At 58.6% G+C, this 22,096-nt stretch carries 15 protein-coding genes; 7 read left to right on the top strand and 8 right to left on the bottom strand.

What is annotated here, in order from left to right; all coding sequences use genetic code 11:
• Positions 1-256: 256 nt before the first annotated feature.
• From egtB to gshB, 8 genes are all read right to left on the bottom strand, one after another.
• Positions 257-2,407 (bottom strand): ergothioneine biosynthesis protein EgtB, encoded by a 2,151-nt coding sequence (egtB, locus tag CHB79_RS18105; RefSeq protein WP_089360923.1) that lies wholly within the window; start codon positions 2,405-2,407, stop codon positions 257-259.
• 311 nt (positions 2,408-2,718) lie between these two features.
• Entirely contained in the window at positions 2,719-3,990 is a 1,272-nt protein-coding gene (locus CHB79_RS18100; RefSeq protein ID WP_089360922.1) for a dihydroorotase, read from the bottom strand.
• On the bottom strand, positions 3,990-5,000 hold the full coding sequence (locus tag CHB79_RS18095; protein WP_089360921.1) for an aspartate carbamoyltransferase catalytic subunit: 1,011 nt from the start codon (positions 4,998-5,000) through the stop codon (positions 3,990-3,992). Before CHB79_RS18095 ends, CHB79_RS18100 begins: the two co-directional genes overlap by 1 nt.
• 13 nt (positions 5,001-5,013) lie before the next feature.
• Positions 5,014-5,520: a bifunctional pyr operon transcriptional regulator/uracil phosphoribosyltransferase PyrR gene (gene pyrR, locus CHB79_RS18090; protein WP_089360920.1), complete on the bottom strand. Its 507-nt coding sequence runs from the start codon at positions 5,518-5,520 to the stop codon at positions 5,014-5,016.
• 28 nt (positions 5,521-5,548) lie between these two features.
• Positions 5,549-5,986: a Holliday junction resolvase RuvX gene (gene ruvX / locus CHB79_RS18085; protein ID WP_089360919.1), complete on the bottom strand. Its 438-nt coding sequence runs from the start codon at positions 5,984-5,986 to the stop codon at positions 5,549-5,551.
• A gap of 12 nt (positions 5,987-5,998) precedes the next feature.
• Positions 5,999-6,568, bottom strand: coding sequence for a YqgE/AlgH family protein (locus tag CHB79_RS18080; RefSeq protein WP_010485673.1), 570 nt, complete (start codon positions 6,566-6,568; stop codon positions 5,999-6,001).
• Positions 6,569-6,675: 107 nt separating this feature from the next.
• Positions 6,676-7,572, bottom strand: coding sequence for an energy transducer TonB (locus CHB79_RS18075; protein ID WP_010485674.1), 897 nt, complete (start codon positions 7,570-7,572; stop codon positions 6,676-6,678).
• Between the two features lie 203 nt (positions 7,573-7,775).
• Positions 7,776-8,732, bottom strand: a complete 957-nt coding sequence (gshB, locus tag CHB79_RS18070; RefSeq protein WP_089360918.1) for a glutathione synthase — start codon at positions 8,730-8,732, stop codon at positions 7,776-7,778.
• Between the two features lie 393 nt (positions 8,733-9,125).
• On the opposite strand from gshB, the gene pilG reads away from it, so the two are divergent.
• The 7 genes from pilG to CHB79_RS18035 all read left to right on the top strand — a co-directional run bounded on the left by pilG (position 9,126) and on the right by CHB79_RS18035 (position 22,096).
• Positions 9,126-9,533, top strand: coding sequence for a twitching motility response regulator PilG (gene pilG / locus CHB79_RS18065; protein WP_010485676.1), 408 nt, complete (start codon positions 9,126-9,128; stop codon positions 9,531-9,533).
• Between the two features lie 43 nt (positions 9,534-9,576).
• Entirely contained in the window at positions 9,577-9,942 is a 366-nt protein-coding gene (gene pilH, locus CHB79_RS18060; RefSeq protein ID WP_010485677.1) for a twitching motility response regulator PilH, read from the top strand.
• Between the two features lie 44 nt (positions 9,943-9,986).
• Positions 9,987-10,523: a chemotaxis protein CheW gene (locus CHB79_RS18055; RefSeq protein ID WP_010485680.1), complete on the top strand. Its 537-nt coding sequence runs from the start codon at positions 9,987-9,989 to the stop codon at positions 10,521-10,523.
• Positions 10,524-10,608: 85 nt separating this feature from the next.
• Positions 10,609-12,654, top strand: a complete 2,046-nt coding sequence (locus tag CHB79_RS18050; protein WP_089360917.1) for a methyl-accepting chemotaxis protein — start codon at positions 10,609-10,611, stop codon at positions 12,652-12,654.
• A 51-nt stretch (positions 12,655-12,705) separates the two neighbouring features.
• Positions 12,706-13,587 (top strand): protein-glutamate O-methyltransferase, encoded by an 882-nt coding sequence (locus CHB79_RS18045; RefSeq protein WP_089360916.1) that lies wholly within the window; start codon positions 12,706-12,708, stop codon positions 13,585-13,587.
• 11 nt (positions 13,588-13,598) lie between these two features.
• A complete protein-coding gene (locus CHB79_RS18040; RefSeq protein WP_089360915.1) occupies positions 13,599-21,068 on the top strand; it encodes an Hpt domain-containing protein in 7,470 nt (2,489 codons plus the stop codon).
• Positions 21,065-22,096: a chemotaxis protein CheB gene (locus tag CHB79_RS18035; RefSeq protein ID WP_089360914.1), complete on the top strand. Its 1,032-nt coding sequence runs from the start codon at positions 21,065-21,067 to the stop codon at positions 22,094-22,096. Before CHB79_RS18040 ends, CHB79_RS18035 begins: the two co-directional genes overlap by 4 nt.

The raw sequence follows: 22,096 nt of genomic DNA, 5'->3' as shown, positions 1-22,096 counted from the left end.
AGCATCGCTCGCCCCGAAGTTTGTGGGCGAGCCTTGGGCAAATAGCATTTGCTGCCGGATTTTATGGGCGTGCATTCTATTCAGTATCTGGCGGTTTCAGGCGAACCTCAAATCGCCATGCCGCAAATGGTATCCGCCCAGGGCAGCGCTACTGGAAGCTGATCGTTTTTGGTGCAGGATGAGCCCTGCCATACAGGCTCTGCCAAGCCGCCCGCAGGCAAGACGCCCGATGTTTGCCATCGGGCGCTCTATGCCTTCAGCCAGCCGCTTGGCTGAGCCTGAACAGGCCAACCTGCGGTGCTTCGCTGATCCAATGCTGGGCAACATTCCAGCCAGCTTCTGCAGCCATTGCAGTGAATGATTCGACACTGAATTTATGGGAGTTTTCGGTGTGCAGGCTCTCGCCCTCGGCGAAGGTGAAGCGCTGGCCGGCAATGGTCACGGTTTGAGGAACCAGGCTGAGAAGGTGCATTTCCATGCGTTGTCTTACCGGGTTCCAAAGCGCCTGGTGGGCGAAGTTGCTCAGGTCAAAATCCGCGCCCAGTTCACGGTTGATGCGCACCAGCAGGTTTTTATTGAAGTTGGCGGTTACCCCCGCCGCATCGTCGTAGGCCGTTTCAAGGATATCGACAGGTTTGACCATGTCGACGCCGACAATAAATTGCGCCTCATTGCCCAATATGGTTTTGGCCGACTTGAGGAATGCTACCGCTTGCTGCTGATTGAAATTGCCGATTGTCGAGCCGGGAAAAAAACCGATCCGTGGACGTTGGTTGATAGCTGCTGGCAGGGCCAGGGTGCGGGTGAAGTCACCGACTTGAGGAACGACATGCAAGGCCGGATAGCGCTCGGCTAGGCGCTGCGCGGCTTGTTGCAAGGCATCCGGGCAGATATCAATGGGCACATAGGCACCCAGCTGCGGGGCAGCATCAAGCAGCAGGCAGGTTTTATCGCTGGCACCGCTGCCAAATTCGACCAGCGCGCTACCGGGAGCAAAGGTGGCGGCTATTTCACCGGCAACATCGCCCAGCAGACGAGTCTCTGCGCGGGTTGGGTAGTATTCGGCGGTTTTGCAGATGTCCTCGAACAGCGCTGAACCGGCGGCATCGTAGAAGTATTTGGGCGGTATGCTCTTGTGGTCTGCGGCCAGGCCGTTGAGTACATCGCGCCGGAATGAGCTGTGCTCGTCAGTCAGTGGTTTGTGGCTGTCTCGCGCCAATCGCAGTCCGCTCAGGACCCAGCGTTTTTCCGGGTGGAAAAAATTGCGGTAGCTCAGGCGGGTATGGCCGGGGCTGGTGAAACTGGCGCCGCCACGCAAGACCATCTGGTTGATCATGAACTTGCCGTTGTATTCGCCAACGGCGCCGGGCGCTGGACGAAAGCCCGGATAGGGGCTGTAAGGGCTTTGCGTCCACTGCCAGGCAATGTCATCGACCTGTTGCAGCTGGCCCGACTGGGCCGCAGCTTCCCATTCCGCTTCGGTCGGCAGGCGGGCGCCAGCCCAGCAGGCAAAGGCGGCTGCTTCGTAATAGCTGATATGGGTCACTGGCGCATCGAGATCCACCGGCTCCAGGCCGCCCAAGGTCATCTGGCTCCAGCCGTCCTGGCTCGGTTGCCAGTAGAACGGTGATTGCCAGTCCTGGCTGCGTACCGTGTCCCAGCCTTCAGCCAGCCACAACTCCGGCCGTGTATAGCCGCCGTCGTCCATGAACTCAAGCCATTGTGCATTGGTCACCAGGCGATCGCTGATCTCGAATGGCTGCAAGTAGGTGGTGTGTCGGGGGCCTTCGTTGTCGAAAGCAAAGCCCTGGCCTTGGTGGCCGATCTCGACCAGGCCACCGGCATGGGCCTTGAACTGGCCCTTGCGCCCACGGGAGGTTTTATTCCAGCGCCGGTCGTAAACCGGCTTCAGCGAGGAGGTGCTGAACAGGTGGAGAATATCCATCAACAACAGCTCTTGGTGCTGTTCTTCATGGGCCAGCCCCAGTTCGATCAACTTGTGCTGTGCAGGGCTCGGCGGGGTTTGCAGCAACTCGGCCATGTGTTGGTCGACATGCTTGCGGTAGGCGAGCACTTGCTCGGCGCTGGGGCGGGTCATCAGGCCGCGTTGAGGGCGGGGGTGGCGCGGGCCGACGGCTTCGTAATAGGAGTTGAACAGGTAGCTGAAGCTGGGATCGAATAAACCGTAGTTAACCAGGTGCGGGGCGAGCAGGAATGTTTCGAAAAACCAGCTTGTATGTGCGATGTGCCACTTTGCCGGGCTGGCATCGGGCATGGATTGGACCACCATGTCTTCATGGCTGAGTGGTGCGATCAAGGATTCGGTACGGCCCCTGACGGCGAGGTAGCGATCAAGCAACTGGTTTTGGGTGTGCTTTGGGTTCAGGGCTCTTAGTGTGCTGCTCATCAACTTTTGTCTCCGCTGTTTAGGCTGGTCATTGTTGAGGCTGGCTGAAGGCTAAGGTTACGGCTGGCTGGGAAATTAATTGGCCGGGTCATGGCCGGTAAGCCTGAAGCTGGCTTGGCGATAATTGGTCTGGCGTGCTGCGCCATGAATAAATCAGAGTCGGTTTTTCGAATAAGGTTTCAGCTTAGACCGCTATTGGCATTGTCGGGCAGACAAAGCAAAAAACTGCCCGGCGGCAGTTTTTATCGAGAGGCTGGTGCGCTTGTTGGGTGATGGCGGCTGCATGTGCCGGGCATGCAGCCGCCAACCGGTCAGGCCTGGTAGCAGGTATGCCCGTCGACCATGGTGTAGCGCACCGCGCTCGGCAGGCAATGGCCGATAAAGGGGCTGTTGCTGCCCTTCGAGAACCAGGTTTCCCCGGCCAGCGTTGACCCTTGAGGATCAAATAGCAGGATGTCTGCCGCCTGGCCTACGGCAAGGGTGCCTGCCGGCAGGCGCAAGGCCGTGGCAGGACCGATGGTCAGGCGCTGGAGTAGTGTCGGCAGATCGATCAGGCCGTCCTGCACCAGGGTCATGGCCAGGGGCAGCAATAGCTGGACACTACTGATGCCCGGCTCTGTCGCGCCGAAGGGCGCCAGCTTGGCGTCGGCTTCGTGCGGTTGGTGATGGCTGCAGATTGCCTGGATAGTGCCAGCCTTGACGGCTTGGCGCAGGCCGTCGCGATCCGTTGCGGTGCGCAGCGGTGGTTGCACGTGATAGAGGCTAGAGAAGCCTTGCAGCGCCTCGTCAGTAAGAATCAGCTGGTAGAGCGCAACATCGGCGGTGACCTTCAGGCCGCGTGCTTGCGCCTCGGCAATTAACTGCGCGCCACGTGCACTGGTCAATTGGCTGAAGTGGGCGCGCACGCCCGTTTGTTCAACCAGCAACAGGTTGCGGGCCAGGGCGACAGTTTCGGCCGTCTCGGGAATGCCGGGCAAGCCAAGGAAGCTGGCCCTTGCGCCTTCGTGGGCCAGGCCGCCTTCGGCCAGGTCGTGGTCTTGCGAGTGAAATATTACCGTGAGGTCGAATGTGGCGGCGTATTCCATGGCGCGGCGCAGCGTACGGCTGTTGCGGAAGCAATCCAGGCCGTTGCTGAATGCAACGCAGCCGGCATCGCGCAATGCAACCAGCTCGGCCAGTTGCTCGCCTTCCAGGCCCTTGCTCAGTGCGCCGATAGGGAAGACCTTGGTGTGCCCGGCTTCACGGGCACGGTCGAGGATCATCTCGGCCACGGCCGGTGTGTCGAGTACCGGCTTGGTAAATGGCGGGCAGCACAGGCTGGTGACGCCACCGGCTGCCGCTGCCAGGGTTTCTGTGGCAATGCTGCCTTTGCGGCTGTAGCCGGGCTCGCGCAGCGCCACGTTGAGGTCGACCAGGCCGGGCGCTGCAACCAGGCCGTTGGCGTCGAGGTTGTGTTCAGCGCTGAAATTCGCTGGCGCATCACCAATGGCGGTAATCACGCCGCCTTCGATAAACAGGTCGCTGACTTGGTCGAGACCGCTGTTCGGATCAATTACGCGGGCGCCGAGGATACGGGTACGCATCAGTTCTGCTCCTCGGATTCCTGGTTGAGTTGACGTTGAGTGTTTTGCCCGCTCATGGCCATGGACAGCACCGCCATGCGGATGGCGATGCCGTAGGTCACCTGATTGAGGATCACCGATTGCGGGCCGTCGGCCACCGCTGACTCGATTTCCACGCCACGGTTGATCGGGCCTGGGTGCATGACCAGAGCATCGGGCTTGGCCAATTTCAGGCGCTGTTCGGTCAGGCCGAACAGGCGGTAGAACTCACCTTCGCTGGGCAGCAACCCGCCCTGCATCCGTTCACGTTGCAGGCGCAGCATAATCACCACGTCGACATCCTTGAGCCCGGCGTCCATGTTGCTGTAGGTGGTCACGCCAAATTGCTCGATGCCAACTGGCAGCAGGGTTTTCGGGGCAATTACGCGGATATCCGGGCAGCCCAGGGTCTTCAGGGCGATCATGTTCGAGCGCGCGACACGCGAATGCAGGATATCGCCGACAATGGCGACCGAGAGATTCTCGAAGCTGCCTTTGTGGCGACGAATGGTGAGCATGTCGAGCATGCCTTGGGTCGGGTGCGAGTGACGGCCGTCGCCACCGTTGATGATGGCCACGTCCGGGCACACGTGCTCGGCGATGAAGTGCGCCGCGCCTGAGTCACCGTGGCGCACCACGAACATGTCCGCAGCCATGGCTTCAAGGTTGCGCAAGGTGTCGAACAGTGACTCGCCCTTGCTGGTCGAGGAAGTCGAGACGTTCAGGGTAATAACGTCAGCGGACAGGCGCTGCGCCGCCAGTTCAAAGGTGGTGCGGGTGCGTGTGGAGTTCTCGAAGAATACGTTGCACACGGTCTTGCCGCGCAGCAGTGGGACTTTCTTCACCGCCCTGGCACCGACTTCGAGGAATGAGTCGGCGGTGTCGAGGATCTCGGTCAGTAGCTCACGCGGTAAGTCATCAAGCGAAAGAAAATGGCGCAACTGACCTTGGTCATTGAGTTGCAGAGGTCGTTTGGCTTCTGTCGGCGTCATCGCGGTAGGGGTCTCAGTTTGTGAGCGTTTGCAGCTCAAGAGTGAGCGGAGTCGGTCCTGATAATTTTACCCGTTGCTCGCCAGGCAGTGACAGGGTTGCGCCGACCACATCCGGGCGAATCGGCAAGTCGCGAGCATCCAGGTCGAGCAGGCTGACCAGGCTGATACTGGCCGGGCGACCGTAGTCGAACAGCTCGTTCATGGCGGCGCGGATGGTCCGCCCGCTCATCAGCACGTCGTCTATCAACACAATGTGTTGGCCTTCGATCTCAAACGGTAGCTCAGAAGGCTGGACCTGTGGATGCAGGCCGTTCTGGGTGAAATCGTCGCGGTAGAACGAAACATCAAGAATGCCCAGTGGCTCTTCATTGCCGAGGGTTTCAAGCAATGCCTGCGCAACCCACACGCCGCCAGTGCGGATACCAATGAAGCGCGGTGTGCTGATCTGCCGTTTATTCAGGTGGCTGATTAGCGCGCTGGCCATTTCGGGCAGCAGTTGGGCGGGATCGGGTAGGTTCATCACAAGCTCCTTGGACACTGAGCCGGGCTCAGCCTGAAATATGTTCTTGCAGCCATCCTTCGAGCAGCAGTGCCGCCGCCAATGCATCCACTGGGCGCTCGCGGTAACCGCTATTTTGGCCTTGCTGCAAGCGTTCGCCCTTGGCCGCATAGGTCGTCAGGCGTTCGTCGTGGGTGTGGACCGGCAGATTAAAGCGACCATGGAGGCGGCGCGCGAACTTCTGAGCACGCTCGCTCATGTCGCTCGGGCTGCCATCCATGTTCAGTGGCAAGCCGACCACTATTGCATCGGGCTGCCATTCGCGTACCAGGGCTTCGACTTTTTGCCAGTCGGGTACGCCGTTCTGTGCCTTGAGAATGCACAATTCGCGGGCCTGGCCAGTAATTACCTGGCCGACAGCCACACCAATCTGCTTGGTGCCGTAATCGAAACCGAGTAATAAACGCAGCGCGTTCGGGCTAGTCACAGGTTGGCTCCATCAAGCATGGCCTGCTTGTGAGGTCAGCAGGCTCAAATTGATGCCAAGCTGCGATGCGGCGGCATTGAGGCGCTGGTCATAGGGCAGGTCGAACAGGATGTTCTGCGTCGCCGGGCAGGTCAGCCAGGCGTTATCGGCGATTTCAGCTTCCAGTTGGCCTGCATCCCAGCCGGCATAGCCGAGGGTGATCAGGTATTTGTCAGGGCCGGTACCGGCGGCGATTGCAAACAGCACATCCTGTGAAGTGGTCAGGCCCAGTTCGCCAAGCTCAAGGGTGGCTTGGTAGCTGTCGCCAGCAGGATGCAGGACAAAACCGCGGTCAGTCTGTACCGGGCCGCCGCTGAAGATCGGCAGGCTCTCGCAGATAGCCGGTGGCTCGCTGTCTTCGCTGAGTTGTTCGAGGACGTCCGCCAGGTTAAGGCCATTTGGGCGGTTTATCACCAAGCCCATGGCGCCTTGCTCGTTGTGATCAACGATATAGGTGACGGTTTGTGCAAAGTGCTCATCGGCCATGTGCGGCATGGCAATGAGCAACTGATGTTTGAGGTAGCTAGGGCTGGCATCTTTCATGAGCGCTAGCTTAAAGCCTGCGACCTGAGCCGGGAAGCCAAAACAGGGATTTACTCAATGGGCTGGCGATAAAAAACCAGCAGATGGAGTAAATAGTCCTGCCAGGGCTAGTTGCTCGACAAACGGTCGCCGCGCTCAAAGCGCCAGGTGCGGATGATTTCCAGGCGGTCGACATCTGCCAGGTCACCGCTGAAGGGCGCATAGGGCGCTGCCAGTCGCACAATTCGCAGCGCCGCTTTGTCGAGCAGTGGCTGGCCGGACGACTCCAGTACCAGCACTTCATGCAGGCTGCCGTCACGGTTGATCGATACCAGCATGCGCAGGCTGCCGTAGATTTGCTTGCGCCGGGCGTCGTCCGGGTAGTTAAGGTTGCCGATGCGTTCAACCTTCTTGCGCCACTCGTCCTTGTACCAGGCACCCTTGTCGCGCATGGTCGAGGCTGCGTTGAGGCGCACAATCTTGGGTCGCTTGGCATATTGCTGGACTTCTTGTGCCAGCTCGGCTTCAAGGCTGGCGATTTCGCTGCTCAGTTGCTCGCGGTCGAAGGTCGGCGCCTCGCGGGTGGGTTCGACTTGCTTGACCTTTTCCTGCTTGGCCTGGACCTTCTGCGGTTGTGGCTTCTTGGTGGCCACGACCTTTTTCGGTTCTTGCTTGGGCACTGGGGGTGGTTGTGGTGCCGCTGGGGGTGTCACGTGCTTGACTTGGGTGTCCTGGAAGGGGGCCTGTTCGGTGGTTTTCGGTGCCGCCTTGTGGTCGAGCGTGCCGCTGCCCTGCTGATTGTCCTGGGCCAGGAAGTCCGCCTCTTTGGGCTTTTCTTCACTTTTGAAGGTCGACAGGGTGATTTCCAGGGTCTTGCTGATGGTTACCGGGTCAGCCAGGCTGAAGCTCAAGCCAAGAATCAACGCGATATGCAGCACGGCTGCCAGGAACAGCGTGAAGCCCAGTCGATCTGCTGGCTTGACTGCAGAAGAAGGTGTGTTTGTGGTCTTGGCTGGTGATTTCATGAAATAAGGTTCAGCTCGGAATGCCGCGCAGTCTGCCGACTAGAGGCCATGGCCTGCAAGTTTCAAGTGCAAAGCTGCTACCTGCTTCAAACTTGTGTCCTGGCTGGTGCTACTTAATTTACGCCCAGGCGAGGCAGTGCCAAAAGGCCCCCAAGCCCTGAATCCTGGTGGTGCGTGCGTCGATTCAGGGCTTGTTGCTCAAGTTATTTGCCGGCCTTGAGTTTGTCGGCAATGACATCCATTAGCCGTTCAGCGATCTTGGTGTCATAGGCTGCATCGATTTCACGGATGCAGGTTGGACTGGTTACGTTGATTTCGGTCAGGTTGTCGCCAATTACATCCAGGCCCACGAACAACAAGCCTTTTTCACGCAAGGTAGGGCCGATGCCCTGGGCAATTTCCAGGTCCCGTGCGCTCAATGGGCGCGCCTCGCCGCGTCCACCTGCGGCCAGGTTGCCACGGGTTTCGCCCGCTGCGGGAATTCGCGCCAGGCAGTAGGGCACCGGTTCGCCGTCGATCATCAGAATGCGCTTGTCACCATCGACAATGGCAGGCAGATAGCCTTGCGCCATGATTTGCTGGGTGCCGTGTGCGGTCAGCGTTTCCAGGATTACCGACAGGTTTGGGTCGCCCTGGCGATGACGGAAAATCATCGAGCCGCCCATGCCGTCGAGGGGCTTGAGGATGACGTCGCCTTGTTCGCGGGCAAACTCGCGCAGGATGTCGGCGCGCCGGCTGACGATGGTTTCCGGGGTGAACTGCGGGAATTGGGTGGCAAAGAGCTTTTCGTTGCAGTCGCGCAGGCTTTGCGGGCGGTTGACCACCAGGCTGCCAGCATTCTCGGCCTGTTCCAGCAGATAGGTCGCATAGACGAATTCATTGTCGAACGGCGGGTCCTTGCGCATCAGGATCACATCCAGGTCCGACAGCAGCATGTCTTGTTCCGCGCCGAGTTCAAACCAGTGCTCGGGGTCGTAAAACACCTTGAGCGGGCAAACACGGGCGCGGGCCTGGCCTTTGGCCTGGTACAGATCCTTGACCTCCATGTAGAACAGCGACCAGTCACGGGCCTGGGCTGCGAGGAGCATGGCCAGGGAACTGTCCTTCTTGAAAGATATCTGCGCGATAGGATCCATGACGATGCCGACACGAACGGTCATGTATTTTTCTCCGTAAAGTCACAATGTGAGCTGTTAATAAGATGTTGGAGACTATACACGAGCCTTTAATTGGCGCTGATTGTGTAGTCGTTCAAGGAAAAAACCTTAGGCGTCGGTAGCTTATAGCTTGCATCTGGAGAGTGTGCTAAAAAGGCCGAATGATCAGGGTAACAATCTATTGGCGTCAGATGTTCAGGCGTCAATCTAAGGAGCCTGTTCAAAGGCTGTGTCCGCACTGCTCACACGCGATAAACCGCCTGGCACCGACAAAATCAGGGTGACGGGGCGGCTGAAGATTATTGTGTTTTGACGCGACATCATTAGATGGGCGGTCGAGCTGAACTGGCTCCAGCAGAAAAAATAATGACTCACCGAGGCGATGGTAGGGCAAACATGGAACAGCATTCCGAGGGTTTGAGAGTAATGGTCATTGACGATTCGAAAACGATTCGTCGAACCGCAGAAACCCTGCTCAAGAAAGTGGGTTGCGATGTAATTACTGCAGTAGATGGTTTCGATGCCTTGGCAAAAATTGCCGATACCCATCCGAACATTATTTTTGTCGATATCATGATGCCGCGTCTTGATGGTTATCAGACGTGCGCCCTGATCAAGAATAATAGCGCTTTCAAATCCACGCCGGTGATCATGCTGTCCTCGAAGGATGGGCTGTTCGATAAAGCCAAAGGGCGAATCGTGGGCTCCGATCAATACCTGACCAAACCCTTCAGTAAGGAAGAGTTGCTCGGTGCGATCAAAAACCATGTGCCTGACTTTATGCCGGTGGAACAAGCATCCTGACATCCGTATACGTACCGATGTCCTTTAAGTAGTGAGACGCACCATGGCTCGAATTCTGATTGTTGATGACTCGCCGACCGAGATGTACAAGCTGACCGCAATGCTGGAAAAGCACGGTCATGAAGTATTGAAGGCGGAAAATGGCGCCGATGGCGTTGCCCTGGCTCGCCAGGAAAAACCAGACGCGGTATTGATGGATATCGTGATGCCCGGGCTGAACGGCTTCCAGGCGACACGTCAACTGACCAAGGATGCGGACACCAATCACATTCCAGTGATCATCGTCACCACCAAGGATCAGGAAACTGACAAGGTCTGGGGTAAGCGCCAAGGCGCTAAAGACTACCTGACCAAGCCGATTGATGAAGACACGCTGCTGAAAACGCTGAACGCTGTGCTGGCCGGTTAATTCCGCGCCAGTAGGCAAACTCTAACCAAAAGGCTGCAGTGGGCATGTCCGACGCACAAACACCCTTTGAAAAACTTCTCGAGATCGACCAGCGCTGTCGTGCGCTTGCGGCTGGCTTGCCTATGCAGCAAACCGCGCAGCAGACGTGGAGTGGTATCGGGTTCCGGATGGGGGAGCGTTTGTTCGTGGCACCGATGGGTGAGGTCGGTGAGGTATTGCATGAACCACGTTATACCTTGTTGCCAGGCGTGAAGAGCTGGGTCAAGGGTGTGGCAAACGTGCGTGGTCGCTTGCTTCCGGTCATGGACCTGTGTGGCTTCCTGGGTAATGAGTTGTCGCCACTGCGCAAGCAGCGGCGGGTGTTGGTGGTGGACCATCAAGAGATCTTTGCCGGCCTGACGGTCGATGAAGTCTTTGGTATGCAGCACTTTTCGGTGGATACATTCTCCGAAGATCTGCCTCCACTGGAAACATCGGTAGCGCCGTTTATTCATGGCGTCTTTCAACGTGAGCAAGCTTGGTTGGTGTTCAGCCCATTTGCGCTGGCACAGAACCCAGACTTTCTAGCGGTAGCATTTTAATAAGATTTTCGGTTGGGTCGGCTTTGCCGGCCTTTTGGCGTTATATGGGAACCGTAGTGCGGTCGGTCCAGGCGGGGGCCAGATAATGAAAAAACTAAATGCAGGCAAATTATTCGCGGGTACGCGGAGCAGTACACTGATTTTGGGGCTGTTTATCGTCCTGATCGTGTCAGTTGTATTGCTGTTCGCTAACTTTGCTTATATCAACACCCAGTCCAACTACGATACTGAATACATCAGCCACTCCGGTGAGCTGCGTGTTCTGTCCCAGCGTATTGCGAAAAACGCCACGGAAGCAGCAACGGGTACGCCCGAGGCCTTTGGTTTGTTGCGTGATGCACGTAACGACTTCCAGAAGCGCTGGGCAATCCTGACCGATGGCAACCCTGAAAGCGGTTTGCCATCCGCTCCAGAACTGGTGCAGCCGCAAATGGCGGCTGTGCAGAAGGACTGGGACAGCTTGCGTAAAAACACCGACTCCATCCTGGCCAGCGAGCAAACGGTTCTGTCGCTGCACCAGGTAGCTGCGACTCTGGCTGAAACCATTCCACAGTTGCAGGTCGAGTACGAAGAAGTCGTCGACATCCTGTTGGAAAGTGGCGCGCCCGCTGCTCAGGTTTCGGTTGCCCAGCGCCAGTCGCTGTTGGCAGAACGTATCCTGGGTTCGGTGAACAAGGTACTTGCCGGTGACACGGACTCGGTGCAGGCCGCCGACACCTTCGGTCGTGACGCCAGCCTCTTCGGTCGCGTATTGAATGCGATGCTCGAAGGCAACGCCGCCATGGAAATCACCAAGGTGGAAGACAGCGAAGCTCTGGATCGTCTGGGTGAGATTTCCGAGCTGTTCGAATTCGTATCGGGTTCGGTGGACGAGATTCTCGAGACCTCGCCAGAGCTGTTCCAGGTTCGTGAGTCGGCCAACTCCATCTTTACGGTTTCGCAAACCCTGCTCGACAAAGCCTCGGACCTGTCCCTGGGTTTTGAAGGCCTGGCCGACAGCCGCCAGGTCAATACCCTGGTGGGCTATGTACTGGGTTTGCTGGTACTGGCTTCGATCATCCTGATTGGTATCGTGATGGTCCGTTCGACCAACCGCCGACTGGCTGAAACGGCTGAAAAGAATGATCGTAACCAAACGGCGATTTTGCGACTGCTCGACGAAATTGCCGACCTCGCCGACGGTGACTTGACGGTGGCGGCAACGGTAACCGAGGACTTCACCGGTGCGATTGCTGACTCCATCAACTACTCCATCGACCAACTGCGTGACCTGGTTGCGACCATTAACCTGACCGCCGTACAGGTGGCAGGCGCGGCCCAGGAAACCCAGGCAACGGCAATGCACCTGGCCGAGGCTTCCGAGCACCAGGCGCAGGAAATTGCCGGTGCTTCGGCGGCCATCAACGAAATGGCGGTGTCGATTGACCAGGTATCGGCGAACGCCTCTGAATCCTCTGCGGTAGCGGAGCGTTCGGTAGCCATTGCCAACAAGGGTAACGAGGTGGTGCACAACACCATCACCGGCATGGATAACATCCGTGAGCAGATCCAGGACACCTCGAAGCGGATCAAGCGCCTTGGTGAGTCGTCCCAGGAGATTGGTGACATCGTTAGCCTGATTAACGACATTGCCGACCAGACCAACATCCTCGCCCTTAATGCTGCAATCCAGGCCTCCATGGCTGGTGACGCAGGCCGAGGCTTCGCCGTGGTAGCGGACGAGGTACAGCGTCTGGCAGAACGTTCATCTGCTGCAACCAAGCAGATCGAGGCGCTGGTTAAGACGATTCAGACTGACACCAACGAAGCTGTTATTTCGATGGAACAGACCACCTCTGAAGTGGTGCGCGGTGCACGCCTGGCGCAGGACGCCGGGGTTGCACTGGAAGAGATCGAGAAAGTATCCAAGACCCTCGCGGCCTTGATCCAGAACATCTCCAACGCCGCACGCCAACAGGCATCGTCTGCCGGCCACATCTCCAACACCATGAACGTGATTCAGGAGATCACCTCGCAAACGTCGTCCGGTACTACCGCAACCGCCAAGAGCATTGGTAACTTGGCGAAAATGGCCAGTGAGATGCGTAAGTCGGTATCCGGCTTTACCTTGCCGGAAGGGGAGCAGGCTTAATCGATGGCTGCGCAGCGGCTTGCAAAGGTCGCTGCCCGGAGTCCCAGGATTATGACCGAACGTCACGACAACCCGCATGGTGCGTGGGCCTTGCAGCCAGTCCTGGAAATGTCTAACGACGAATTCCACAGCTGGCAGGTTCTGCTCGAAGATCGTACTGGTGTCGTGATTCAGGAGCAGCGCAAGGCGTTTTTGCAGACCAACCTGAGTTCGCGCATGCGGGAGCTGGGTGTCAATGAATACGCCGACTACTATCGTCAGGTGACTGATGGCCCGCGTGGCGCGGTTGAGTGGTCTGTGCTGCTGGATCGGTTAACGGTTCAGGAGACCCGGTTTTTTCGTCATCGTGCCTCATTTGATGTGCTTGAGCGTTACCTGCAATCTCGGTTGCAGCAGCCGCTGAATAAGCCATGGGAATTGTGGAGCGTGGGTTGCTCCAGTGGTGAGGAGCCGTATTCATTGGCCATCACTGCCGCCCAGGTGCTGGAGGATGCCGGATTGCCTGCACATTATGCGGTGACCGGCACCGATATCAGCCTCAACGCGTTGAGCAAGGCCCGTGAAGGGCGTTTTGCGGCGCGCAAGCTTGAGCAGTTAGAGGCGCATATAGCTCAGCGTTATTTTTCCGCTGAGCCCGATGGCGGCTTCAAGGTATTACCGGAACTGGCGTCGCAAGTATGTTGCGCCAAGCTCAATGTACTGGAGTTGGCAAAGGCGCCAATGGCCGGTATGGACGTTATTTTTTGTCAGAACTTGTTGATTTATTTTCGTCGCTGGCGTCGCCGAGAGATCCTCAATTGCCTGGCAGAGCGCCTTGCACCGGGTGGTCTGCTGGTTATTGGAGTTGGCGAAGTGGCGGGTTGGCAGCATCCGGATTTGATACCGGTCGCCGACGAGCGAGTTCTGGCGTTTACCCGTAAGGGCAAGTTATGAGCGGAGTGACTATGGGTGATCGGCACGACTATGTCGCCCTGGAATGGGTCAAAGGCGAAGTAGCAGAAACCCTGAAGCAGGCACGTCAGGCGCTTGAGTCGTTCGTAGAGAACCCTCAAGACCCAACGCGCATGCGGTTTTGCTTGACCTATGTGCATCAGGTGCACGGTACCTTGCAGATGGTTGAGTTCCACGGCGCGGCTCTGCTCGCGGAAGAGATGGAGCACCTCTCGCAAGCGTTGATGGAAGGCCGTGTCGGCAATCAGGGTGAAGCCCTGGAAGTGCTGATGCAGGCTATCTTGCAAATGCCGGTTTATCTGGACCGAATCCAGACTGCGCGTCGCGACCTGCCAATGGTCGTGCTGCCTCTGCTCAATGACCTGCGTTCGGCGCGCGGTGAAAAGCTGCTCTCGGAAACCAGCCTGTTCACCCCGGACATGTCCTCGCGGGCGCCTGCGCTGTCGACTGAGTCGCTGGCCCAGCGTTACAACGCCGAGTTGCCGGGCCTGCTGCGCAAACTGCGGCAAATGCTGCAGATGGCCTTGGTGGGGGTGCTGCGTAACCAAGACCTGCCAACCAACCTGGGTTACATGGCGCGGGTATTTGCCCGCCTCGAAGCCTTGTGCAAGGACGCCCCGCTCGGCGCGTTGTGGCAGACCGCCTCGGGTGTCGTTGAAGGCCTGGCCAGCGGCAGTATCGCCAATGGCAGTTCGGTACGCGGCCTGTTGCGTGAGGTCGATAAAGAACTCAAGCGCTTGATGAGCCAGGGCGCGGAGGGGTTCAACCAGCCTGCGCCGGATGAGTTGATCAAGAACCTGCTGTTCTACGTCGCCAAGGCCAACAACCAGACCCCGCGCATAGCCGCGTTGAAGGAACAATATCGCCTGGATGAAGCCTTGCCAGACGATGAAACGGTAGACGCCGAACGTGCCAACCTGGCAGGACCGGATCGCAATGCCATGCGTTCGGTAGTCGGTGCGCTGTGTGAGGAGTTGGTTCGGGTCAAAGACAGTCTTGATCTGTTTGTGCGCAGCGACCGCGTACAAATTGTCGAGCTGGAATCCTTGCTTGCGCCGCTCAAGCAGATCTCGGACACCTTGGCGGTGTTGGGCTTTGCCCAGCCGCGCAAGGTCATTATCGACCAGATTGCCGTGGTGCAAGGCTTGGCCCAAGGCTTGCGCGAGCCGAGCGATGCCGTGTTGATGGATGTGGCGGGCGCGCTGCTCTATGTCGAGGCGACGCTGGCCGGCATGGTTGGCCCCTCGGAAGAGGGCACCAGTGAAGAAAACCATTTGCCAACGACCGACGTTGGGCAAATCCACCAGTTGGTGATCAAGGAGGCGCGTACCGGCCTCGAGCAAGCCAAGGATGCGATTATCGAATTCATTGCCTCGCAGTGGAATCACGATCACCTGGCCCGCGTGCCTGAGCTGCTGACGCAAGTGCGCGGCGGCTTGGCGATGATTCCACTGGAGCGCGCCGCGCAACTGCTCAATGCCTGCAACCGCTACATTCAGGAGCAACTGCTGGCGCGCAAGGCCGTGCCTAACTGGCAAAGCCTCGACACCTTGGCCGATGCGATTACCAGCGTCGAGTACTACCTTGAACGCTTGGGCGATGATCACGCCAGCCAGGGCAACTTGATTCTCGACGTGGCTGAAGAAAGCCTTGAGAGCCTGGGTTATCCGCTGCACGAAAAGGCGTCGATTCTTGACCAGCCTCAGGAGGCTGATGCGCCGCAGGCGTTTGCAGAACCCGAGTCACAAGCATCACCCGAACTCGATGCCAGCACTGAAGCCGACCCGCAATCCGCGTTGCCAGATTTTGACCTGGACCTTGGCGAAACTGATTTCGAGCCCTTGGCCAACCCGCTGGACGATATCGAGGTAATCAGCGCTGATTCGATTGCCGAGCCAGACGCGCCCTTGGATATCGACCTGTCGAGTGACAGCTTCGAGACGGCGCTCGAGCAGCAACTCGATGCTGAAACGCCAAAGTCCGAACCAGCGCCTGATGACTTGAATGCTGACTTTGCTGATCTCGAATCGGCCGGTAATGATGAGCTGAACTTCGACCTGGCCGAGATCACGCCGGTCGAGGACAACAGCGAAAACGATATCGAGTTGGTCGACTTTGACTTTGGCGAGCTGGAGTTCGAACCGGCCGATGCGCCTGCCGATGAACAACTGCCAACAGTGCAGTTGGATGAAAGCCCGGCATTTTCACTGGATGACCCAGACTTGCAGCTTGAGGCCTTTAGTCTCGACTCCCTGGAGCCGCAAGCCAGCTGGAATGATGAAGATATCGCCGCATTGGGCCTGCCGGACGTTGAGCTGCCGAGCCTGAGCGAGCCTGAACAAGCCCCAGGCGAGGAGGCTGAAAAACCGCTGTCCATCGCGGATGTCATGGCAGCTCCCGTACAGGTGGTTAATCCGCCTGCGCACGATGTGCCGCCGAGCTTGTTGCCGCCACCTGCCGATGAAGAGCCATTCGATGACGAGCTGGCTGAAGTCTTCATTGAAGAAGCCGGTGAAGTGCTCGAAACCATCGCCGAGTATTATCCGCAATGGTGCGCCGATACACAGAACAAGGAAGCCCTGATTGAGGTTCGCCGGGCCTTTCACACGCTCAAGGGCAGTGGCCGGATGGTCCGTGCTCTGGTGATTGGCGAGTTGGCCTGGTCGGTAGAAAACCTGCTCAATCGAGTGTTGGACGGCAGCATCGAAGCCGATGCGGATGTGCAGCAGGTAATCAGCGAGGTGATCAAGCTGATCCCCGAACTGGTCTGCGAATATGCCAATAAGGCGCAGCGCCAGCGTGATGATGTCGATCTGCTGGCAATGACTGCCCATGCTCTGGCCAAGGGGCAACGTATTAGCCCGTCCGTGGCCACGGCTCCCGCTGAATCCGTTGCAGCAGCGGATGTCCTGCCGGCCTCGGGCGAGCGCGATGAGATGCTCGACCCGCAGTTGCTGGATATCTTCCGAAGCGAAGCTGAAACCCACCTCGAGACCTTGCTGCGTTTCCTGGCGGATTGCGAGCGTGAGTTGCCGCAGCCGGTTACCGATGATTTGCAGCGAGCCTTGCACACGCTTAAAGGCAGCGCCTACATGGCGGGCATTTTGCCGGTCGCCGAGATCGCAGCGCCGCTGGAAAAGCTGGTCAAGGAATTCAAGACCAACCTGATCGCCCTGGATATCTCCGAGGCAGACCTGTTGCGTCGCGCCGAACAGTTGTTCCGCCTCGCGCTTGCCCAGCTTGAAGAACATCCGCTGGCGGTGTTGCCGGGTGCGCAAGCCTTTCTCGACGATGTACAAAAGCTGCACCAGGAACGCCTGGATACGGCCGAAAGCAATCGCAAAAGTGAGTTGGGCGAGGTGCGCGATCCCCAGTTGATCAGCATTTTCCTGGCTGAAGGCATGGACATCCTGCTCGATGCCGAGAAGCTGTTGCGCAACTGGCGCGAGCATCCGTTCGAGCGTCAGGAGCTCAGCGCCTTGCTTGATGAGCTGACCATGCTCGGGCGTGGCGCTGAAATGGCCGAGTTGCCGCAAATCGATGAGCTGTGCGAGGCATTGCTTGATCTGTATGGCGCAGTCGAGGAAGGTAGCCTGGCGGTTAGCGAGCGTTTCTTCAGCGAGGCAGAACTTGCCCATGAAGCGCTGATCGGAATGATGGACCAGGTTGCAGCGGGATTGCAGGTCAGTGCCGAGCCGCAACGTGTCGAAGCCCTGCGGCTCCTGCTTGGCGAGGCGCTAGACCCGTCCAAGCTGGCATTGTTGTCGAGCCCCGATAACAACGGTATCGATATTATCGAACTGGATGCCGCCACTGCCGCGCTGCAGTCGCAGGCAGATGAGGCAGCGGCTGAAGACGGCTTTGTCGACCCGGCGGAAGACACCGAGTTGCCTGCAAGCACAGCTGAAGCAGCGTCCGGGCAGGAGCTTGATGAGCAATCAGCCGATGCCAATGCCTATGAGGCCCTGGACAGTGAAATGGTCGAGATCTTCCTGGAGGAAGCGGTCGACCTGCTGGAGAGCGCCAGTGTTTCGCTCGACCAGTGGCTGGCCAATCCTGAGGACAAGACGCCGCTGCAAGCGCTATATCGTGACCTGCATACCCTCAAGGGTGGCGCGCGCATGGCCAATATCAAGCCGGTGGGCGATCTTGGTCATGAGCTTGAGACCCTTTATGAGCGCCTGCTCGATGGTCGGCTGGATGTTGCACCGGAACTCACCGGCTTGCTTCAGCAAAGCCACGACCGGTTGGCCGTGCAAGTCGAACAAATGCAAGCCCGAGCCAATATCGCTCCGGCTGATGACTTGATTGCTGCCATTGCCGCCTTTATTCGTGGTGACCAGGCGAACGCGGATAACCAGCCGCTCGATGAGCCTGTGGACGACGACCGCGAAGCTGCCGAGCCTGAACACGAAATGCCGTTGGCTGAACTTGACGAAGAGGCAGAACAGCCTGCGATCGATCAGCCAGAAGATGAAGCTCCAGCACTTGAGCAGGCCCTCGACGCCGAGCCAGTTGATGCTCAAGTGCCGCAAGGCGAGGACGTCGCGGCTGAACCAGCGGATTTCGAAGCACGTGATGCCGTGCCGGATGAAGGCGAGCCGCTACCTGAACTGAGCATGTCAGCCGAGCCCGTCGCTGAGCCCGTGTTGCCAACACCGCTCAATGACGAACGTGACCAGGAGCTGGTCGAGATTTTCCTTGAGGAAGGTTTTGATCTGCTCGACAGTTCGGCTGCGGCCTTGCAGCGTTGGATCAACGATGTCGATAACAGCCTTGAACTGGAATCTCTGCAGCGCGATCTGCACACCCTCAAGGGGGGCGCGCGGATGTCCGAGATTGCAGAGGTTGGTGATCTTGCCCATGAGCTTGAATTTCTTTATGAAGGCCTGAGCGACGGGCGCCTGCGTGCGAGCCCTGAGCTATTTGCCTTGCTGCAACTTGCCCACGACAGCCTGGCGGCCATGCTTGAAGCGGTTCGTGATCAGCGCCCCGTGCCCAATGGCGAGGCGCTGATCGAGGCCATCAAGCAGTTCCGCAACAATCCGGGCCAACAACTGAGCATGCCGTCCAGTGTTCACCTGCAGGCGGTTGAGGACTCCAGCGATGCCGCAGAAGAGTCGGACATCCTCGATATCTTCCTCGAGGAAGCCGACGACCTGCTCGAAGCCATGGAAGTTGCAGTGGGCCGTTGGGATGTCAACCGTGACGATTCCAGCGCCATTGATGACATCCTGCGTGTCCTGCACACCCTCAAGGGTGGTGCTCGCCTGGCGGGCCAGAAGCGCTTGGGCGACCAGGCGCACGACCTCGAACAGCATCTGAGCGAAGCGCAACAACAACCTGCGCCTTGGCCAGAAAGTATTTTCCTCGATGTGCAGTCGGGTTACGAAGGGCTGGTCAACGAAGTCGAGCTGTTGCGTGAGCGCCTGGCCAATGAGCACCTTGATGCTCCGGTTGAGGCTGCGCCGTCTGCACCTGTGGCGGATTACCAGGCAAACCTGTCTGCGCCTATTGTCGCTGCCAGTGCCATGCCGGCCCAGGAACTGGTGAACAAGGTCTTGCCTTTTGTTCGCCGCGCCCAGGAAGCTGCGCAGGAGGCCGCATCGCGTCGTGCTCCGCAGGAGTTGGTGAAGGTGCCAGCCGAGCTGCTTGAGGGGCTGGTTAACCTGGCAGGTGAGACCTCGATTTTCCGTGGCCGGGTAGAGCAGCAGGTCAGTGACTTTGGTTTCACCCTCAGCGAGATGGAAGCGACCATTGACCGGGTGCGTGACCAGTTGCGACGTCTGGATACCGAAACCCAGGCGCAAATCCTCAGCAGTTATCAGGCCGAGGCTGAGCGTTCCGGCTACGAGGATTTCGACCCGCTGGAAATGGACCGTCACTCACAGCTGCAAACCTTGTCGCGTGCCTTGTTCGAGTCGGCGTCTGACTTGCTTGACCTCAAAGAAACCCTGGCCGCCCGTAACCGCGACGCAGAGACACTGCTGCTGCAACAGGCACGGGTCAATACCGAGCTCCAAGAAGGCCTGATGCGTACGCGCATGGTGCCATTCGAGCGCTTGATACCGCGTCTGCGGCGGATCGTTCGTCAGGTAGCGGGCGAGTTGGGCAAGCAGGTTGAGTTCGTGGTCGGTAATGCCGATGGCGAGATGGACCGTACCGTTCTCGAACGCATTGTCGCGCCGCTTGAGCACATGTTGCGTAACGCCGTGGACCACGGTATCGAGTCAGCCGATGCGCGCCGCGCAGCTGGCAAGCCCGCGCAAGGCACCATTCGCCTGAACCTGGGCCGTGAAGGCGGTGATATCGCCTTGACCCTGACCGACGATGGTGGCGGGATCAACCGCGATGCGGTGCGTCGTAAGGCCATCGAACGTGGCCTGATGGATGCGGATTCCGACCTTAGCGATTACGAAGTCTTGCAGTTCATCCTCGAGGCGGGTTTCTCCACCGCTGAGAAGGTTACGCAAATCTCGGGTCGTGGCGTCGGCATGGATGTGGTGCATTCGGAGGTCAAGCAACTCGGCGGTTCGATGAGTATCGACTCGACGCCGGGCGTGGGCACCAGCTTCCTGATTCGCCTGCCATTTACCGTGTCGGTCAATCGTGCATTGATGGTGTATTCCGGCGAGGATCTCTACGCGATTCCGCTGAACACCATCGAAGGTATCGTGCGCGTTTCGCCATACGAACTTGAGGCCTATTACGCACCGGATGCACCACGCTTCGAGTACGCGGGCCAGGCTTACGAATTGCGTTATCTCGGTGACCTGCTCAACAACGGCCAGCAACCCAAACTGGTTGGGCAAAGCCTGCCGCTGCCGGTGATCCTGGTGCGCTCCAGCGAGCATACGGTCGCGGTGCAGGTTGATTCGCTGGCCGGTTCCCGTGAGATCGTGGTGAAAAGCCTCGGTCCGCAATTTGCCGGTGTTCACGGTATTTCCGGTGCGACCATCCTTGGGGACGGCCGCGTAGTGGTCATTCTCGACCTGCTGGCCACCATCCGTGTGTTGCACGCTCACCTGCTTAACCAGATGCAACCTCGCCTGGTCAGCCACAAAGCCAGCGAGGCGGAGATTGAAGCTGATCGGCCAACGCTGGTGATGGTGGTCGATGACTCGGTAACCGTGCGTAAAGTAACCAGCCGCTTGCTTGAGCGTAACGGTATGAACGTGCTGACCGCCAAGGATGGTGTCGATGCCATCTCGCTGCTGCAAGAGCACAAGCCGGACATCATGCTGCTGGATATCGAAATGCCGCGCATGGATGGTTTTGAGGTGGCGACCCTGGTCCGCCACGACTCACGTCTCAAGGACTTGCCGATCATCATGATCACCTCGCGTACCGGTGAAAAACACCGCGAGCGGGCACTGAGCATCGGGGTCAACGAGTACTTGGGCAAGCCTTACCAAGAGTCGCTCCTGCTTGAGAGCATCAATCAGCTGGTTAAGCGCACATGACCGAGAAAGCCACCGCTCGCATCGCCGTTATTGCCGATACATCCCTGCAGCGCCATGTGCTGCAGCAGGCGCTGGCGGGCAGTGGCTATGAAGTGGTTATGAACAGTGATCCAGCGCGCCTTGACGAAGAGGCGTTGCAGGCCTGCGAGGCTGACCTGTGGCTGGTGGACCTGGCCCAGTCGGACGACTCGCCATTGGTCGATAACCTGCTCGAGACCACCTCTGCTCCGGTGCTGTTTGGGGAAGGCCATGCGCCTGAGCGCCACTCCGAGAACTATCCGCGCTGGGAGCGCAGCCTGTTTGCCAAGCTCAAGAAGCTGGTGGGCGATCCGTCAAAAGCGGTCGGGCCTACGCTTGAGGCGCTACTGGCCGAGGCGCAGCGTCCAACGCGCCTGGAACTGCCGCAAGCGCTGGCAAATACGCAACTGGTTGTTGGCGAGCCTGCGCGGCAGGTCTGGCTTTTGGCTGCATCAATGGGTGGCCCGGCAGCGGTGAAGGCTTTTCTGGATGCGCTACCCGGCGGCTTGCCAATTGGATTCATATACGCACAGCATATCGATGCCAGTTTTGAGTCGGTATTGCCGCAGGCGGTTGGCCGGCACAGCCAATGGCATGTCAACCCAGCACGGGACGGTGACACTGTGCGTTGCGGGGAAGTGATAGTTGTGCCGATCAGCCGTGAACTTGAGTTTGATGGCGACGGCGCCATGCACATTACCCAGCGTGCCTGGCCCGAGCCTTACAGCCCTTCGATTGACCAGATGATGTTGAATCTGGCCCAGCAGTTTGGCAACCAGTGCGGCGTGATCGTCTTTAGCGGCATGGGCAGCGACGGCAGTGCAGCCGCTGCATACGTCAAGCGCCAGAATGCACTTGTCTGGACCCAGCGCGCCGACACTTGCCTGTGCCCAAGCATGCCCGATAGCCTGCGTGAGGGAGGGTATAGCGACTACAGCGCCGACCCGCGCGAACTGGCGCTCGGGCTGGTTAATCATCTGGCAGAGCAGTGCCGCCATTCGAATGCCTGA

This window comes from Pseudomonas segetis, assembly GCF_900188155.1.
Classification (GTDB): Bacteria; Pseudomonadota; Gammaproteobacteria; order Pseudomonadales; family Pseudomonadaceae; genus Aquipseudomonas; species Aquipseudomonas segetis.
The sequence above is the reverse complement of the archived record's forward strand: the minus strand, read 5'-3'. Positions and strand labels throughout refer to the sequence as shown.

Excerpts from the sequence above, each read along its gene's own strand:
- CHB79_RS18055 (WP_010485680.1), top strand. The coding sequence starts at position 9,987 with ATGTCCGACGCACAAACACCCTTTGAAAAACTTCTCGAGATCGACCAG.
- CHB79_RS18080 (WP_010485673.1), bottom strand. The coding sequence starts at position 6,568 with ATGAAAGATGCCAGCCCTAGCTACCTCAAACATCAGTTGCTCATTGCC.
- gshB (WP_089360918.1), bottom strand. The coding sequence starts at position 8,732 with ATGACCGTTCGTGTCGGCATCGTCATGGATCCTATCGCGCAGATATCT.
- CHB79_RS18050 (WP_089360917.1), top strand. The coding sequence starts at position 10,609 with ATGAAAAAACTAAATGCAGGCAAATTATTCGCGGGTACGCGGAGCAGT.
- CHB79_RS18075 (WP_010485674.1), bottom strand. The coding sequence starts at position 7,572 with ATGAAATCACCAGCCAAGACCACAAACACACCTTCTTCTGCAGTCAAG.
- egtB (WP_089360923.1), bottom strand. The coding sequence starts at position 2,407 with ATGAGCAGCACACTAAGAGCCCTGAACCCAAAGCACACCCAAAACCAG.
- CHB79_RS18035 (WP_089360914.1), top strand. The coding sequence starts at position 21,065 with ATGACCGAGAAAGCCACCGCTCGCATCGCCGTTATTGCCGATACATCC.
- pilH (WP_010485677.1), top strand. The coding sequence starts at position 9,577 with ATGGCTCGAATTCTGATTGTTGATGACTCGCCGACCGAGATGTACAAG.
- pilG (WP_010485676.1), top strand. The coding sequence starts at position 9,126 with ATGGAACAGCATTCCGAGGGTTTGAGAGTAATGGTCATTGACGATTCG.
- CHB79_RS18095 (WP_089360921.1), bottom strand. The coding sequence starts at position 5,000 with ATGACGCCGACAGAAGCCAAACGACCTCTGCAACTCAATGACCAAGGT.
- CHB79_RS18045 (WP_089360916.1), top strand. The coding sequence starts at position 12,706 with ATGACCGAACGTCACGACAACCCGCATGGTGCGTGGGCCTTGCAGCCA.
- CHB79_RS18100 (WP_089360922.1), bottom strand. The coding sequence starts at position 3,990 with ATGCGTACCCGTATCCTCGGCGCCCGCGTAATTGATCCGAACAGCGGT.
- pyrR (WP_089360920.1), bottom strand. The coding sequence starts at position 5,520 with ATGAACCTACCCGATCCCGCCCAACTGCTGCCCGAAATGGCCAGCGCG.
- CHB79_RS18040 (WP_089360915.1), top strand. The coding sequence starts at position 13,599 with ATGGGTGATCGGCACGACTATGTCGCCCTGGAATGGGTCAAAGGCGAA.